The organism is Streptomyces sp. NPDC028314 (assembly GCF_055565795.1).
The window spans coordinates 767,400-785,218 of the sequence record NZ_JBVHTP010000001.1 but is presented as its reverse complement, the minus strand read 5'-3'; the positions used below and the strand labels follow the sequence as shown (position 1 = coordinate 785,218).

The following is a 17,819-nucleotide window of genomic DNA, read 5'->3' as shown; positions in this document are numbered from 1 at the left end:
AACTGGAAGGGGCGTTGAGTCTTCGATGACGGAATCGACCGCTCGTCTCGTACGGCTTTCCTCCACGCGCCTGGCCGACGTGCGCCGGCGTACCGGTGACTACTCCGACAGGACCATCGCCGCGGCGTGCGCCATCGGGCTCTCGTACTGGGCGACGGGCCGCAGCCCCGAGGGCATGGAGCTCACTTCCGCCACCCTGTTCGCCGATGTCCTCGGGTGGGTCGACAACGGCGGCGCCGGCCCTGCCGGCTGGGAGGCCGGCGAGGGCGACGCGGACGGCGGGGACGGCGCGGCCGGCCGCAGCATCGCCGTCCCGGAAGGCGTGGCGCCGGCCGAGGCGCAGCTCGCGCTGGACGACCTGGCCGACTTCCCCGACCGGCCCCTGGGCACCATCGGCCCGTCCAGTGTGGCGGCGAGGCTCGAAACCCTGGCCGAGTGGAACGACACCGGGGCGCCCCGGGTCCGCCCGACCCTGGTGGAGATGTTCCGCGAACAAGCACGGACCCGGCCGGACGCCGTAGCCGTGGTCGACGAGCACCGGTGCCTTACGTACCGCCAGGCGGCCGAACTGTCGAGCCAGCTGGCCCACCATCTGATCGAACGCGGGCTGGGCCCCGAACAGGTCGTCGGCATCTCGCTCGGCCGCTCCGCCGACATGGTGATCGGCCTCCTCGGCGTGCTCCAGGCGGGGGCCGCGTTCGTACCGCTCGACCCGCAGTGGCCCGCCGCGCGCCGAGCCGTCGTCATCGACGACGCCCGCGTCGTACTGCAGCTGGCCGGCCCGGGCGAGCGCGACCCGAGCGAACCGGATGCGGTCGCCGTCGACCTCGGCGACTGGCGGTTCGGTTCCCACCCCCGCGAGGGGACCGGGGTCGCCGTCCCCGGCGGCGCCCTCGCCTACGTGATCTTCACGTCCGGTTCGACGGGCCGGCCCAAGGGCGCGATGATCCGGCACGAGGCGATCAGCGAACGCCTGCTGTGGCAGGTCGACGAGGTCCTGGGATTCGGCCACGACGACGCGTCGCTGTTCAAGGCGCCGCTGTCGTTCGACATATCCATCAACGAGATCTTCCTGCCGCTGGTGTCCGGCGGCCGGCTGGTCGTCCTGCGGCCCGGCGGCGAACGCGATCCGCACCACCTGCTGAACGTGATCGCCGAGCAGCGCGTCACCTTCACGTACCTGGTGTCCTCCATGCTGGACGTACTGCTGGAGATCGCCGGCGACTCCGGGCGGCTGGACAGCCTGCGCCACGTGTGGTGCGGCGGCGAAGTGCTCACCCCGGAGCTGTACGAGCGGTTCCGCACGCGGCTCGGCATCCCGATGTACCACGGCTACGGCCCGGCCGAGACGACCATCGGCGTCTCGCACGTCGTCTACCGGGGCGCGGCGGAACGCCTGTCGACGTCGATCGGCAAGGCCAACCCCAACACCCAGCTGTACGTGCTCGATCCCGAGCTGCGCCCGGTCCCGGTCGGGGTCGGCGGCGAGCTGTACGTCGGCGGCTTCCTCCTGGGGCGCGGATACGCGGGCGCGCCCGGTCTGACGGCCTCCCGGTTCGTCGCGAACCCGTTCGCCGGGGACGGGTCCCGGCTGTACCGGACCGGTGATCTCGCACGGTTCGCCCCGGACGGATCGCTGGACTTCCTGGGCCGGGCCGACAACCAGATCAAGATCCGCGGCATGCGGCTGGAGATCGAGGACGTCGAGGCCGGGCTCGCGGAGCACCCCGGAGTACGGCACACCTGCGTCGTCGCGAAGAGGAACACCGCGGGCGGTACCTACCTGGTGGGGTACGTGATCCCCGCCGCCGGGAGCGTGGACCTGCGGGCGGACGAGGTCAGGGCCTGGGCCGCCGGGCACATGGTCGAGTACATGGTGCCCGCCCACATCGTGGTGATGAAGGAGTTCCCGCTCACCGCGAACGGCAAGCTCGACCGCGGCGCGTTGCCGGAGCCCGAGATCGGGACGGGCCCGCGCGTCGCGCCCGCCACCGAGAACGAACGCCTGGTGTGCGCGGCGGTCGCGGCCGTGCTGCGGCTGGACGAGATCGGTGTCGACCAGGACTTCTTCGAGCTCGGCGGCGACAGCATCCTGGCGATCTCCCTGCTGAGCGCGTTACGTGACGCGGGTCTGCACGTCACGGCACGGCAGATCTTCACCCACAGCGTCGTGGGGGCGCTGGCGGCGGTGGCGAGCCGTGCGGGCGCCGCCACCGTGGACCACGCCGACGTCGCGACCGGTCCCGTCGTGGGATCGCCCATCGTGCGGTGGCTCGGCGAGACCACGGACGCGATCGACGGCTTCGTGCAGTCGGTGGTGCTGAACACCCCGGAAAACCTGACCGCCGAGGCCCTCGACGCGATCCTCGCCGCCGTGGTCGCACGGCACGACATGCTGCGGGCCAAGCTGGTGCGCGGCGACCGCTGGAGCTTCGACATCCCGGAAGCGGACCGGGCCGTCGCCGGGTGGCAGGAGAGCGACCGGCCGCTCGACGAGTGCGCCGCGCTCGCCACCGGCGGGCTGGACCCGGCGGGCGGCGTGATGCTGCGGGCCGTCTGGCGCCGGGAGGCACGGCAGCTGGTCCTGGTCGCCCACCACGTGGTGATCGACGGCGTGTCCTGGCGGATCCTGCGGGAGGACCTCGCCACGGCGTGGCGGCGGTTCGCCTCCGGTGCGCCGGTCGAGCTGCCCCCGGTGGGCACCTCCTTCCGCCGCTGGACGCAGTTGCTGGAGCGCTCGGCGTTCGACGCGGACCGCGCCCACTACCGGCGCCCCCTGCCGGGGGCGGACGCACCGGTGGGCAGGCGCGCGCTGTCCGCGGCCGACACCGTCGCGCGGGAGCGGGCGACGACCGTCCGCGTCGGCCCCGACGTCACGGCCGCGCTGCTCGGCGCGATCCCCGCCAAGTTCCACGCGGGCGTCAACGACGTCCTGCTGACCGCGCTCGCCGTCACCCTCGCCCGGTGGCGCCGCGACCTCGGGCAGGACCAGACGTTCGCCCACATCGAACTGGAGGGCCACGGCCGCGAAGGACACCTCGTGGCGGACGCCGACGGCTTCGAGCCGGAGCTGTCGCGGACCGTGGGTTGGTTCACCACCCTGTTCCCGGTGACCGTGGACCCCGGCGCGGCGGCCGACCTCGCCGCTCCCGAGTACCTGGCCGCAGCCCTCAAGGCGGTCAAGGAAGACCTGGCCCGGGTGCCGGGCAACGGCCTGTCCTACGGCGTCCTGCGCTACCTGACCGGCACCGGGCTCGACGTCCCCGCACCCCAGGTGCTGTTCAACTACCTGGGCCGCTTCGACGCGGGGGCCCCCGGGGACTGGGAACTCGCCGCAGCCACGGGCCAGTTGGGCGAGAAGCGCGACCCGAGGATGCGCCTGCCGCGCGCCCTGGAGTTCAACGCGATCGCCGAACCCGGCCCGACCGGCGCGTACGAACTGGTCACGACCATCTCCTGGCCCGAAGGGCTGCTCACCGACGAGGACGTCGCGACCATCGGCGCCTACTTTCGGGAGGTCCTGGCCGGGCTCGCCGCACTCGACGCGGGCGGGCACTCTCCCAGTGACTTCGGCCTGGTCGCGCTCACCCAGGCCGATGTCGACGACCTCGACGGCCCGGCGCTGCGGGACGTCCTGCCGTTGACCCCGCTCCAGGAAGGCCTGTACTTCCACTCGGTCTTCGACGACGACTCCGCGGCCAACTACGTCGAGCAGCAGCTGCTGACGCTGGACGGCGAGGTGGACGCCGCCCGGCTCGCCGCGGCGGCCTCCCGCTTGCTCACGCTGTTCCCCAACCTGGCCGCGCGGTTCTCGACGCTCGCCGACGGCCGGGTGGTCTCCGTCCTGGAAGGCGGCGCCGAAGCCCCGTTCACCACGCTGGACCGCCCCGGCATCACCGACGAGGAGATCCGCGACCACGCCGAACGGGACCGCCGCGCCGGCTTCGACCTGGCCGCCGGGCCGCTCATGCGGTACACGCTCATCCGCGCCGGCGCCGGCCGCAACGTCCTGGTGCAGACCGTGCACCACATCATCGCCGACGGCTGGTCGGTGCCGCCGATGCTCCGCGCACTGCTGGCCGAGTACCACGCGCCGGGGACCGTGTACCCGCTCGGCGGCTTCACCGACTACGTGCGCTGGCTCGCCGGCCGCGACGAGGACGAGAGCGACCGGGTCTGGCGCGAACAGCTCGCCGGGCTGCCCGGTCCTTCGCTGGTCGCCGAGGGGCACACGCCCTCCGACCGGTTCGCCGACACCGCCGTGGAGCCGCAGGACGACATCGACGCGGCCGTCCGGTCGGCCGGCGTGCCGCTGAGCGTGGCCGTGCACAGCGCCTGGGCGGTGACGCTGGGCGGCGTCCTGCACGGCAGGGACGTCGTGTTCGGCTCCACCGTGTCGGGGCGCGACGCGCAGGTGCCCGGCATCGAGGACATGGTCGGCCTGTTCATCAACACGATCCCCGTGCGCGCCCGGTGGGCCGCGACGACCACGGCGCGGGGCCTGCTCGCCTCGGTGCGCGAACACCAGAGCGCCGTGCTGGCGCACCAGCACGTCTCGCTGGCGCGCATCGGCCGCCAGGCCGGCGCCGGTCCGCTGTTCGACACCCTCGTCGTGTTCGACGTGGCGACCGACCTGGACGCCCTGCGGAGGCCCGAGGACACGCTGACCATCACCGGCATCGTGAACGAGGGAGCCCCGCACTATCCGTTGACGCTCGTGGTGGAGCGCGCGGCCGACGGCCGGCCGGGCTTCAACCTCATCTACGACGGCGCCCTCCTGCGGGAGGCGGGCGCCCGGGCGATCCTGGACACGTTCAGCCGTACCCTCACCGGTCTGCTCACCCGGCCGGACGCCCTGGTCGACGACCTCGCACCCGAGGAAGCCCGGCGTCCCGTGCAGGCCGCCCCGACGACCCTGGGCGCACTGTTCGACGCCGCCGCGCAGCGCGACCCGGCCGCCACCGCCGTCACCCAGTGCGCCCTCGACGGGAGTACCCGGTCCCTCACGTACGGCGAACTGGCGCGAGCCAAGGATGACTTGGCCTCCGCCCTGCGCGCGGCCGGCGTCGGGCCGGGCGAGCGCGTCGCCGTCGCCGTCCCCCGTTCCCTGGAGCAGGTCGTCGCCCTGGTCGCCGTCGTCACCGCGGGCGGGGCGTACGTGCCGTTGGACCTGGAGTACCCGGACGAACGGCTGGAGTACGTCCTCGCCGACGCCGCCCCGCAGGTCGTGCTCGTGGACCGCGGCCGGCGGGACCGCTTCACGCGGCTGCTGGACCGGGCGGGCGTACCGGCCCGCGTGCTCGTACAGGGAGACGAGCTGCCGCAGGACACCCGGGACGCCACCGTGCCCGGGGCGGAGGGGCACGATCCCGCCTACGTGATCTACACGTCCGGCTCGACCGGCAGGCCCAAGGGCGTCGTCGTCCCGCACTCCAGCGTGGTGACGCTGCTGGCCAACACCCGGCCCGCCATGCACTTCGGGCCGCAGGACGTGTGGGTCCAGTTCCACTCGTACTCCTTCGACTTCGCGGTCTGGGAGCTGTGGGGCGCCCTGGCGCACGGTGGCGAACTGCTGGTGCCGGAGTACGGGCTGACCCGCTCCCCGGTCGACTTCCACCGGCTGGTGCGCGAGCGCGGAGTGACCGTGCTCAACCAGACCCCGTCGGCGTTCTACCAGTTCATCGAGGCCGACCGGCACGCCGGCGAGCCGCTCCCGGCACTGCGCCGGATCATCTTCGGAGGCGAGGCGCTGGATCTCGGGCGGTTGCGCGGCTGGGTCGAGCGGCACGGCGCGGCTTCGCCCGAGCTGGTCAACATGTACGGCATCACCGAGACCACCGTCCACGTCACCCACCGGGTCCTGACCGGCGAGGACTTCGGCCCCGACGGCGGAGTCAGCCCGATCGGCGCTCCGATTCCCGGCCTGGTCACCCACCTGCTCGACGAGCGGCTCCGACCGGTGCCCCCGGGCCGGGTGGGCGCCATCTACGTCGCAGGCGACCAGGTGTCGCTCGGCTACCTGAGCCGGCCGGCGCTCACCGCGGGCCGGTTCGTGGCCGACCCGTTCGCGGGCGACGGCTCCCGCATGTACCACACGGGCGACCTCGCCCGCCGCACGCTCGACGGCGGTCTGGAGTTCACCGGCCGCGCCGACGACCAGGTGCAGCTCAAGGGCTTCCGCATCGAGCTGGGCGAAGTGGAGTCCGCGATCAGGGAACTCGACGGCGTGCTCGACGTGGCCGTCACCGTGGCGGACAGCGGCGACCACCTCGTCGCGCACGTCGTGGGCCGGGCCCACGGCGACCTCACCGCCCTCACCGGCCTCCTGTCCTCGAAGCTGCCCGCGCACATGGTGCCCGGGCGGGTGCTGCCGGTCGACGTCCTGCCGCTGACGGTCAACGGCAAACTGGACCGCAAGGCCCTGGCCGAGGGGGCCGCACACCGCCCCATGCCGGTGGCGGCGACCGGCTCCGCACTCACCGCACTGGTGGACATCTTCACGCAGACGCTGCCCGGCACCGCCGTCGACGGCGACAGCGACTTCTTCCGGGCCGGCGGCGACAGCATCCTCGCCATCACCGTGGTCAACCGGGCCAGGGCGCTCGGCCTCGCGATCGCGCCACGGGACGTGTTCCTGCTCAGGACCCCGCGCGCGCTCGCCGAGCACCTGGCGGTGAGCACACCGCGGCCCGCTCCGCGGCCCGTACCCGCCCTCCCCGAGGAAGGCCCGCTGACGCCGACGCCGATCATCCTGCGCCAGCGGCAACTGGGCGGATCCCTCGCCCGGTTCGCCCAGGCCAGGAGCCTGCCGGCGCCCGAGGGCGCCGGGTTCGCCGACGCCGAGCGCGCCGCGAACGCCGTCGTGGCCGCCCATCCGGTCCTCCGGTTGCGGCTGCGCGTCGAGCACGGGGTGTGGGCTCTGAGCACCGAACCCGCCCGCGAGGCGACCGTCGTACGCAAGGACGCGACCGACCCGGCCGACGCCACGGCGGCGGCGAACGAGGCCGCGGGACGGCTCGATCCCGAGGCCGGGAACGTCATCGCGTTCTCCTGGCTGGAGGCGAGCCGGACCCTGGTGGTCACCGTGCACCACCTCGCCGTCGACTCGGTGTCCTGGCTGGTCCTGCTGGACGACCTGGCCGCCGCCATGCGCGGCACGGCCCTGGCGCCGCCCACCACGTCCTACGCCGAGTACGCGCGGGCACTGGCGTACGAGTCCGGCCACGTCACCGAAGACCTCGGACACTGGGTCGGCACGCTCCAGGCGCCCCCGCTGCTGCCCGCCGTCGAGGGGCTGCGCGAGACCACGGTCGTGCTCCCGCCCGAACCGAGCGGCCTCGTGACGCGTACCGCGCCCGCCGCACTCGGCGTCGGTCTCACCGAGCTCCTGTGCGGGGCGCTGCGCACCGCGCTGACACACGTCCAGCCCTCGCCCACCGATCTCGCGATCGACCTGGAGCGGCACGGCCGGGTCCCGGTGCTGCCGCACCACGACTACACCCGTACGGTCGGCTGGTTCACCTCCATCGCGCCCGTACGCCTCACGGCGCACACCGACCCCGTCGCGGCGGCCCGCGAGGTCGCCGAACGGCAGCCGGACGAGCGCGCGCACATCGCCTACGGCCGGCTCCGGTACCTCGACGCGCAGACGGCCCCGCTGCTGGACGCCCGCCCGCAGGTGCTGTTCAACTACCTCGGCCGGGGCGGCGAGTCACAGGCCCCGCACCTCACCGGCGGCGATCAGGGCAGCCCGTACGCCGTCGAGGTCAACGCCTGGACCGACGCGGCCACCGGAAGCCTGCACGCGGCCTTCACCCTCGCCGAGGGCATCCCCGAAGAGATCACCCGGCACTGGCGGAGCGCACTGGAACGCATCGCGGACGCCGCCACGACCGCCGAGCGCACGGCGCCGGTCACCCCGCTCCAGCGGGGCCTGTTCTTCCAGGCCCAGCTGGCGGGACCGGCCGGACACTACGTGGCGCAGAGCTACTTCGCCTTCGACCGGCGCCTGGACACCGACGCGCTGGCCGAGGCGATGGCCTGGGTGATCGGGCGGCACCCGGTCGTGGGAGCCGGCTTCACCACCGACGACGACGGCAACCCGGTCCAGGTCCTCGCGGCGGGCCGCCGGGTCGGTGTCCGCACGGTCGGTCTCGCCACGGACGCGGAGGTCGACGCCCTGCTCGCCCGGGACCGCGACACGGGATTCGACCCGGGCGAGCCGCCGCTGATCCGGCTGACGGTGGTCCGCCGCCCCGACGGCCGCGACGGCCTGCTGCTGAGCTACCACCTGCTGCTGTGGGACGGCTGGTCCCGCGAGATCGTGCTGCGGGACCTGTTCGACGCCTACCGGGCCGCCGTCGCAGGCGAGTTGTCGGCCCCGGTCCCGGCCACACCCGGCTTCGAGGACCACGCCCGGGCGCTCGACGCCAAGGACCCGGCCGTATCGGAACGCTTCTGGGCGCAGCACCTGGCCGGCCTGGCGGGCCCGACGCTGCTCGCCGGACCGGCGCCGGCCCTCGCGGACGGCCTGCCGCGCACCCTCGTGCACACGCTCTCCGCCGAACGGTCGGAGCTGCTGCGGCAAGCCGCCAAGGAGCACGGCGTCACGCTGAACTCGGTACTGACCGGAGCGTTCGGCCTCCTGCTGGCCGCGCGGACGGGCCGCGGCGACGCCGTGTTCGGGGTGACCGTATCCGGCCGGGAGGGCGAAGGCCTGTCCGGCATCGTGGGCGTCCTGCTCAACACCGTGCCGATGTGGACGCGGGCCCGGCCGGGCGACACGGTCCGGGAGTACCTGTCCGCCGTGCAGACGGCCCGGGTCGAGGCGATGGAGCACGAGCACCTCGGGCTCGGCGAGATCCAGCGGGCCAGCGGCCACGACACACTGTTCGACAACCTCTTCGTGCTCCAGAACTTCCTGGACATGGACGCGTTCGCCGCGATGAACACCCGGCACGGCATCACCTCGGTGCGGGCGGACGACTCCACGCACTACCCGTTCACCTGGGTCGTCACGCCCGGCGACCGGCTCACGGTCAAGCTGGAGTACCGCGACCACGACACCGGGGCCGCCCGGCGGCTCCTCGACGACTACCTGCGGGTGCTCGCCGACCTGGCCCGGTCCACCGGCCCGGTCGGCGCACTGCCGGGCCTGGGACCGCGGCCGGGGTCCGCCGACCGCACGGACATCGGCACGGACACCGTGGTCGACCGGTTCGACCGGGCGGCGGACCGCGACCCGCAGCGGATCGCACTCGTCGCCCACGGCCGGACCATGACCTTCGGCCGGCTCCGGGACCGCAGCCGCGCGGTGGCGGGTGTGCTCGCCCGGCGCGGCATCGGCCCCGAGAAGACCGTGGGCCTCGCCGTCCCGCGCTCCCTCGACTCGATCGTGGCGCTGTTCGCCGTACTGCGCACGGGCGCCGCGTACGTGCCTCTGGAGCTGGACCATCCGGACGAGCGGATCGGCGCGATCCTCGCGGACGCCCGCCCGGAGGCGGTCCTCACCGTGAGCGCCGTATCGCCCCGGCTGGAGGGGGCGCCCGGCGATCTGATCGAACTGGACCGGCCCCTGCCCGAGGCCGAGCCGTACGTGACGTTCGCCCCGGGCGACCCGGACCGGCTGCGGCACCCCGCGTACACGATCTACACCTCCGGATCGACCGGGAGGCCCAAGGGCGTGGTCACCGAGTACGCAGGGCTGACCAACATGCTGATCAACCACCAGCGCCGGATCTTCGAGCCGGTGCTCGCCGACCACGGCCACCGGGTCTTCCGCATCGCGCACACCGTCTCGTTCGCCTTCGACATGTCGTGGGAGGAGCTGTTGTGGCTCGCCGACGGCCACGAGGTGCACGTCTGCGACGAGGAGCTGCGCCGCGACGCCCCCAGGCTGGTCGAGTACTGCCTCGACCACGGCATCGACGTCATCAACGTGACCCCGACCTACGCACAGCAACTGGTCGCCGAGGGCCTGCTCGACGACCCGGCCCGGCGGCCCCCGCTGGTGCTGCTCGGCGGCGAGGCCGTCACCCCCACGCTGTGGCGGCGGCTCGCCGAGACCGAGGGGACGGCCGGGTACAACCTGTACGGACCCACCGAGTACACCATCAACACCCTCGGCGTCGGCACCTTCGAGTGCCAGGACCCGGTGGTGGGCGTGGCGATCGACAACACCGACGTGTACGTGCTGGACCCGTGGCTGCGCCCCCTGCCCGACGGAGTTCCAGGAGAGCTGTACGTGTCGGGCATCGGCATCGCCCGCGGCTACCTCGGGCAGAGCGCCCAGACCGCGCACCGCTTCGTCGCCTGCCCCTTCGGCGCCCCCGGCGAGCGCATGTACCGCACCGGGGACCTGGTGCTCCGCCGGCCCGACGGGAACCTGATGTACCTGGGCCGCACCGACCAGCAGGTCAAGATCCGGGGGCACCGGGTCGAACTCGGCGAGGTCGAGGCGGCGTTCGCCGCGCACCCGGCGGTGCGGTTCGTCGCCGCCGTCGCCCAGCCCGACCCGCAGGTCGACGGCGCGTACCGGCTGGCCGCCTACCTCGTACTGGACGACGGCGACGGCGACGGCGGCGGCGACGGCGGCGGCGGCGGTGACGGCGGCGGCGGTGACGGCGGCAGCGACCTGGCGACGGTCGCCGCCGAAGTGGGCGCCGCGCTCCCGGACTTCCTCCGTCCGACGCACTACGCCCGGGTCGCCCGGATCCCGCTGACGGTGAACGGCAAAGCCGACACCAAAGCGCTGCCGGAGGCCAGGCCGCTGGGCGCGCTGACCACGGCGGGGGAGCGCGGCCCGGAGACCGTGACCGAGACCGCGGTGTGCGAGTTCTTCGCAGAGGCACTGGACCTGGACGACGACGAGGTGAGCGCGGTGAGCGACTTCGTGTCCCTCGGAGGACACTCCATGCTGGCGGTGCGGCTGATCGGGCTGCTCCGACGGGAGTACGGTCCTGTGATCACGATCCGCGATCTGTTCACCCTGCGAACCCCCGAAGCGATTGCCCGACACCTCGATGACGACTCCTGACCCGCAGCGGCCCCACGACGGGTCCGGCATCCTGCGCACCGCACTGCGCCGCAACATCGGCGCCATGACCTGGGGCACCGTCCTCATGGCCCTCTACCAGGCGGGTGAGACCGCCTTCCCCATCGCGCTCGGCCTGATCGTCGAGCACACGATGCGGGGGGACCGCAGCCTCGGCGCGCTCGCCCTGTCGATCGCCGCGCTGGCCGCCATCACCACGACCGTGTCCCTGTCGTGGCGGTTCGGCATGCGCATCCTGCAGAAGGCCAACACGACCGAGGCGCACCGCTGGCGGGTGCGGGTCGCGGACTGCGGACTCCAGCCGGTGGCCAGGGACGTCGACCTCAAGTCCGGCGAGGTGCTGACCATCGCCACCGAGGACGCCGACCAGACGGCCGACATCATCGAGGTGGTGCCCCTGCTGATCAGTTCGCTGGTCGCGGTGCTGGTCGCCGCGGTCGCGCTGGGGCTGGCCGACGTCCGGCTCGGCCTGCTGGTGATCGTGGGAACCGTCGCGATCCTGTCGATCCTGAGCGTGATGTCCCGGCGGATCGGCTCCAGCACCCGCGAACAGCAGGCCCGGGTGGCGCGGGCGGGCGCGAAGGTGGCCGACCTGATCACCGGCCTGCGCCCGTTGCACGGCTTCGGCGGCAACCACGCGGCCTTCCGGTCCTACCGGAAGGTCAGTACGGAGGCGAAGCGCCAGGCGATCACCGTGTCCAGGGTGAACGGCGTGTACGCGGGCACCGCGGCGGCCCTCAACGCGACCCTCGCCGCCGCAGTGACGCTGACGGCCGGCTGGCTGGCGTTCAACGGCCGGATCACCATCGGGGAACTCGTCATGGCCGTGGGGCTGGCGCAGTTCATCATGGAACCGCTCAAGATGTTCTCGGACATGCCCAAGTACGTGATGATGGCGCGCGCGTCGGCCGAGCGGATGGCGCTGGTGCTGACCGCGCCACCGGTGACCACCACGGGTCCGGAGCGCCCCGCCGCGGGCGGTGACCTGGAGATCGACTGCGTCCGGTACGGGGCCCTGCGCGGGCTGAAGTTCCAGGTGCCCGCCGGCGAGTTCGTGGCCGTCGCCGTGTACCAGCCGCGCGCGGCGGCCGATCTCGCCTCGGTCCTCGCCGTGAAGGTCCCGCCCGCCGCGTACGAGGGGGTGGTGCGGGTCGGCGGGCAGGAGATCGCCGACCTGTCGATCGAGGCGGTCCGCGAGCACATGCTGGTGAACCCGTACGAAGGGGAGATCTTCGCGGGCACCCTCCGTACGAACATCGACCCGTCGGGCACCAGCCGTACGGTGCCCGAAGCCGTCCAGGCGTCCATGCTGACCGATGTCGTCGCGCTCCACCGCGAAGGACTCGACTACGCCGTCCGCGACCGCGGCGCGAACCTTTCCGGTGGGCAGCGCCAACGGCTCTCCCTGGCCCGCGCCCTCGCCGCCGACACCGACATCCTCGTCCTGCACGACCCGACCACGGCCGTCGACGCGGTCACCGAACAGCTCATCGCGCGCAACGTCGCGGAGCTGCGCCGGGGCCGCACCACCGTCGTGATCACCAGTAGCCCGGCCCTGCTGGACGCCGCCGACCGGGTCCTCGTCCTGGACGACGGCGTCATCACCGCCGAGGACACCCACCGCAACCTCCTCGCCTCCGACGAGGAGTACTGCCTGGCCGTGGCGCGGTGACGCGGTGAAAGAGACGGCCTAGCCGAGCGCCCAGGCGACGTCCCTGAGGAGGGCGTGGCGCCAGCCCGCCCGGTCGTGGCCCGACGCCGAGCGCGAGACCCGTACGGTCGCACCGGCCTCTTCGGCCAGGGTCTCGACCACCTCGCAGTGGGGCAGCATCCGCGTCTCGTGCTCCCCCACGTCGAAGGCGACCCGCAGCCCGGACAGGTCGGGGCGCTCCCGCAGGCGCGCGGCGACGGCGCCGCCGGCCGGGCCGCCCAGGGGGTCCGCGAGCGCCGGGGCGCCGGGCGCCCACCAGAACGAGCCCGACTGGCAGGCGACCCGGGACACGAGGTCCGGGAACTCCAGCGCCGCGTACAGCGCGCTCAGCCCGCCGAGGCTCTGCCCGGCGACCACCAGCCGGTCCCGGTCCGCGGGCAGGCCGGTCTCCGCCACCAGCGGCAGCAGTTCGTCCCGGACGGCCTCCCACAGCTCGGGCCTGCACCCGAACTCCGCCTCCCGGTCCCTGGTCGGCAGGAAGACGAGCGTCACGGGCGGCAGCTCGCCGCCGGCGACGGCCGAGTCGAACGCCGTCATCGCCGGGTGCAGGTACAGCCAGTCGTCCCCGTCGAGCAGCAGGACCACCGGTCCGCCGCCGCCCGCCGGGTGGACCCGTACGGTACGCCGTCCGCCCAGGCGTTCGCCGGCCCAGCGGACCCGGGTGCGCGGGACGGGCAGCACGCCGTCCGCGCCGGTGACGGGCCAGTGCGGCTGGGCGGGGGCGTCCGGGGTGGCGGCGATGGAGCGGTCGCCGCCCGCACCGGCGGGGTTGAACGGGTCGGCACGAGCCGCGTCGCCCGCGAGGAACCGGTAGGTCACCCGCAGCCGCGCGGGCATGCGCACCTCGGCGTACCAGCAGTCCGTGTCCGCCCATCGGCGCAGGGGTACCGGCTCCGACCAGCTCTCGAATTCGACGCTCGCCGGAGAGCCGCGCCACAGGAACAACGTCGTCCAACCGCCGCCACCGGCAGGCACCGACGCGGGTGCTCCCGCCGCCGCCCAGAACGTGTCGCTCCCGGGCTCGGCGGGCAGTCCGAATGCGGCGAAGCCGTTCTCCGTACGCATGCAGGTCTCCTTGTGAGCGGCAAGGGGAACGGGTTAAGCTCGTCTCAATTAGGCGAGCCTAACCTAAACTTGACGTTCCCGGGGAGGCACCGACCGTGAGCACCAACCCGTTCGACGACACCGAAGGCCGCTTCCTCGTCCTCGTGAACGATGAGGGTCAGCACTCGCTCTGGCCGTCCTTCGCCGAGGTGCCCGGCGGGTGGGAGACCGTCTTCGGGGAGGACACCCGGGAAGCGTGCCTGGACTACGTCGAGGCCAACTGGACCGACCTGCGCCCCCGTTCCCTCGCGCGGCCGACGGAAGCCTGACCCGCCCACGCCGGCCCGTACCCCCAGGGACACCACCGCCGATGCTCTGCACCAGGCTGACGAACGCCCGCTTCCTGACCATGGACCCGGACCATCCGGTCGCCCACGAGCTGGGCATCTGGCGGGGCCGGATCTTCGGCCTGGACGACGCCGTGGCCTCCCTTCCCGCGCGCGAGGTGATCGACCTCCAGGGAGCCACGGTGCTGCCCGGGTTCATCGACGCCCACGTCCACCTGGCCTGGACCGGCTTCAAGCAGCACACCCCGAGCATCGCGGGCCTCACGCGCGTCGACGACGTGCTGGCGGCCGTGGAGCGGGCAGTCGCCCGGAAGGGCTCGCCCGGATCCTGGGTGAGCATCGCGGGCTACGACCAGCGGGCCCTGGGACGCCATCTGACCGCCGCCGAACTGGATCGGGTCGGCCAGGGCCACAAGCTGTACGTCATGCACGAGTCCGGGCACGGCTGCGCCGTCAACACCGCCGTCCTGGAGCTGCTCCCGGCGGACACCCCGCACGAGAACGGCTTCCTGGCCGAGGGCGCCATGGGAGCCGCCCGCGCGCTGCGACTGCCCTACTCCCAAGCGGAGTTGGCCGAGGCGATCGGGCGCGCTGCGCGGACCTGCCTGGCCGAGGGGGTCACCGCCTGCGCCGAGGCGGGCATCGGCGGCGCCCTCTTCGGCCACAGCCCGGTGGAGCTGGGAGCGTACCAACTCGCCCGCGAGAAGGGCCTCTTGCCGCTGCGGGTGCAGCTCATGGTCTCCGCGGACCGGCTGCGGCCGGTCGCCGCACACGAAGCCGACGGGATCCCCAAAGCCCTCGACCTGGGGCTGCGCACCGGCTTCGGCGACGACCGGCTCTCCGTGGGCGCGCTGAAGATCTACACCGACGGCGGCATGATGGCCCGTACCGCCGCACTGAGCCGCCCGTACGAAGGGCTGGACCACGCGGGCCAGTTGCAGGACGACCCCGAGGTGCTCGCGCAGTCGATCGTGGACGGGCACCTCGCCGGATGGCAGCTCGCCGTGCACGCCATCGGCGACCGCGCGACGGACGTGGCCCTGGACGCCCTGGAACGGGCCCAGCGCCTGCGGCCCCGTTCCGGCGCCCGGCACCGCATCGAGCACGCCGGCCTGGTCCGCCCCGACCAGCTTCCGCGCTTCGCGCGGCTGGGCGTCAGCGCGGTCGTCCAGCCCAGCTTCCTGCGCCACTTCGGCGACGACTACGCGGCGATCACGGGCGAGGAGCGGGCGCCGTGGCTGTACAGGGGCCGGGGGTTCCTCGACCACGGCATCACCCTGGTCGGCAGCTCCGACCGGCCGGTGACGGACGGCTCCCCGCTGCGGGCCGTCCAGTTCATGGCCGAGCGCGCCTCAGACTCCGGCCGGACGATCGGCCCGGACGAGGGCATCACCGTCGACGAGGCCCTGCACGCCTACACCGTCGCCGGTGCCTACGCCTGCCACTGGGAGGACAGCGCGGGCAGCCTCACCCCGGGCAAGCGCGCCGACCTGGTCGTGCTCGGCGACGACCCGCGGCGCGTGGACGTCTCGCGCATCGGTGACATCGAGGTGGTGGCGACGTACGTGGACGGCCGCGAGTCCGGGAAACCGGCGGTCTGAGTACAGGGCCGCCGAGCGTTCGTGGCGACCACCACCGAACCCCGCCTGCGTGGCGATCACCGCAGGGGGCCGCGAGAATGAAACCCGCCGGACACGCAGCGCCCGGGCCGGGAACCCCTGTACCAATGGGAGCCCGGCCCCGGCCGGGAGCGGTGCGACGCTCGGCCCGAAGGAGGGGTGGTGCGCCCTTACCCGCCGATCGCGGAGCACGGCCTGATCGGGGACCTCCAGACCTGCGCGCTCGTCTCGTCCGAGGGCGTCCTCGACTGGTTCTGCTCGCCGCGCTTCGACTCGCCCAGCATTTTCGCGGGCCTGCTCGACCACGGCCGCGGCGGACACTTCGCCATTGCCGCGGACGCACCGGGCGGCGCCGACGACGGGCCTGGCGGCGCCGACGACGGGCCGGAGGCCGGGGCCGGCGTCCTGACCCGCCAGCTCTGCCTGCCCGACACCGCCGTGCTCGTCACCCGCTTCCTCACCCCCGAGGGCGTCGGCGAGGTCGTCGACTTCATGCCCGTCCACGAGGAGCCCACGGCCACCGACCGCCACCAGGTGGTGCGGGTCCTGCGGGTGGTACGCGGGACCGTGCGCTTCACGCTGGAGTGCCGCCCCCGCTTCGACTACGGCCGGGCGCCGCACGAGCTGGCCTTGGACGGCGCCACCGCGCGCTTCGACGGGCCGGGCGTCACCGCGTACCTACAGGCCGTCGGCCCCCTTCCGCTGGAGGCCGACGGGGAGGACGTGCGCGCGACGGTCACCCTGAGCGCCGGCGAACGCGCCGCCGTCGCACTGACGGTCTGCGACGCCCGCAGCGGGGCCCCGCCACCCGTCGACGCGACCTCCATGGCGGAACGGTTCACCGCCGTGGGCCGCTTCTGGCACGAATGGATCGGACGCTGCACGTACCGAGGCCGCTGGCAGCAGATGGTCAACCGCTCCGCCATCACCCTCAAGCTCCTCACCTACGCCCCCACGGGCGCACCGATCGCCGCCGCCACCATGGGCCTGCCCGAGCAGGAGGGCGGCGAACGCAACTGGGACTACCGCTACACCTGGGTCCGCGACGCCTCCCTCTCGGTCCGTGCCATGCGCGACCTCGGCTTCACCGACGAGGCCAACGCCTTCCGCAGATGGCTCCAACCGCGGCTGGAGGCCGGAGACGCCCCCAACGGCGAACCCCTGCAGATCATGTACCGCGTCGACGGCGACCCGGCGAGGCCGTCTACGCCCTCGCCCAGTCCGGCCAGGTCGACGATGTCGTCGGCTACGACGCCTGGAAGCGCTCGGCCGGCGTGCTCGACTGGCTGTGCGACAACTGGGACCGCCCCGACGAGGGCATCTGGGAGACCCGCGGCGGCCGGCAGGACTTCACCTACAGCCGCCTCATGTGCTGGGTCGCCCTCGACCGCGGCATCCGGCAGGCCGTGGCCAACGCCCGTCCGGCGGACCTGAACCGCTGGACCGCGGAACGCGACACCCTCATGGAACAGATCATGACCCGCGGGTGGAGCCCGGAACGACAGGCGTTCGTCCAGCACTTCGGCACGACGGTCCTGGACGCCTCCCTGCTGCTGATGCCGCTCGTCGGCTTCATCGCCCCCAGGGATCCGCGCTGGCTCTCCACCCTCGACGCCATGGACACCGAGCTCGTCGCCGACAGCCTCGTCCACCGCTACGACCCCGCGGCCTCCCCGGACGGCCTCGAAGGATCCGAAGGCACCTTCTCGCTGTGCAGCTTCCTCTACGTGTACGCACTCGCGCGGGCGGGACGGCTCGAACAGGCGCGCTACGCCTTCGACAAGATGCTCACGTACGCCAACCACGTCGGCCTGTCCGCCGAAGAGATCGGCCCGACGGGCGAACAGCTCGGCAACTTCCCGCAGGCCTTCACCCACCTCGCCCTCGTCACCGCAGCCCTGGCGCTCGACGCCGAACTCGACCGCGGCGCGCACGGCCATGCTGCCTGACCTGCTCCGCACCGGCGGGCAGCCGCCCCCCGCCCCGCTCCGCGCCCTCCATCGCCGGTGAAGGTGCGGGGCCACTTGGCGGATGCTGCAATGGGC

At 73.4% G+C, this 17,819-nt stretch carries 5 protein-coding genes and 1 pseudogene; 5 read left to right on the top strand and 1 reads right to left on the bottom strand.

The features are described 5' to 3' along the window. The first annotated feature begins 25 nt into the window (after positions 1-25). Positions 26-11,035 carry a non-ribosomal peptide synthetase gene (locus ACZ4TG_RS03555; protein ID WP_468159651.1) on the top strand — a complete coding sequence of 3,670 codons (11,010 nt, stop codon included), beginning with the start codon at positions 26-28 and terminating at the stop codon, positions 11,033-11,035. Then, positions 11,022-12,725 (top strand): ABC transporter ATP-binding protein, encoded by a 1,704-nt coding sequence (locus tag ACZ4TG_RS03550; protein ID WP_468159650.1) that lies wholly within the window; start codon positions 11,022-11,024, stop codon positions 12,723-12,725. The genes ACZ4TG_RS03555 and ACZ4TG_RS03550 overlap by 14 nt, the downstream gene beginning before the upstream one ends. Before the next feature lie 18 nt (positions 12,726-12,743). Here ACZ4TG_RS03550 and ACZ4TG_RS03545 read toward each other — a convergent pair whose 3' ends face one another. Next, positions 12,744-13,829: an alpha/beta hydrolase-fold protein gene (locus ACZ4TG_RS03545; RefSeq protein WP_468159649.1), complete on the bottom strand. Its 1,086-nt coding sequence runs from the start codon at positions 13,827-13,829 to the stop codon at positions 12,744-12,746. A 95-nt stretch (positions 13,830-13,924) separates the two neighbouring features. Between ACZ4TG_RS03545 and ACZ4TG_RS03540 the strand changes: the two genes are divergently transcribed. The 3 genes and pseudogenes from ACZ4TG_RS03540 (at position 13,925) to ACZ4TG_RS03530 (ending at position 17,723) form a co-directional block, all read left to right on the top strand. Then, a complete protein-coding gene (locus tag ACZ4TG_RS03540; protein WP_468159648.1) occupies positions 13,925-14,137 on the top strand; it encodes an MbtH family protein in 213 nt (70 codons plus the stop codon). Positions 14,138-14,178: 41 nt separating this feature from the next. Beyond that, positions 14,179-15,756 (top strand): amidohydrolase, encoded by a 1,578-nt coding sequence (locus tag ACZ4TG_RS03535; RefSeq protein ID WP_468159647.1) that lies wholly within the window; start codon positions 14,179-14,181, stop codon positions 15,754-15,756. 180 nt (positions 15,757-15,936) lie between these two features. Continuing rightward, positions 15,937-17,723 (top strand): annotated as a pseudogene (locus ACZ4TG_RS03530) (glycoside hydrolase family 15 protein). The last annotated feature ends 96 nt before the right edge of the window (positions 17,724-17,819 follow it).

Coding starts and splice junctions, on each gene's coding strand:
- ACZ4TG_RS03555 (WP_468159651.1), top strand. CDS start 26: ATGACGGAATCGACCGCTCGTCTCGTACGGCTTTCCTCCACGCGCCTG.
- ACZ4TG_RS03550 (WP_468159650.1), top strand. CDS start 11,022: ATGACGACTCCTGACCCGCAGCGGCCCCACGACGGGTCCGGCATCCTG.
- ACZ4TG_RS03545 (WP_468159649.1), bottom strand. CDS start 13,829: ATGCGTACGGAGAACGGCTTCGCCGCATTCGGACTGCCCGCCGAGCCC.
- ACZ4TG_RS03535 (WP_468159647.1), top strand. CDS start 14,179: ATGCTCTGCACCAGGCTGACGAACGCCCGCTTCCTGACCATGGACCCG.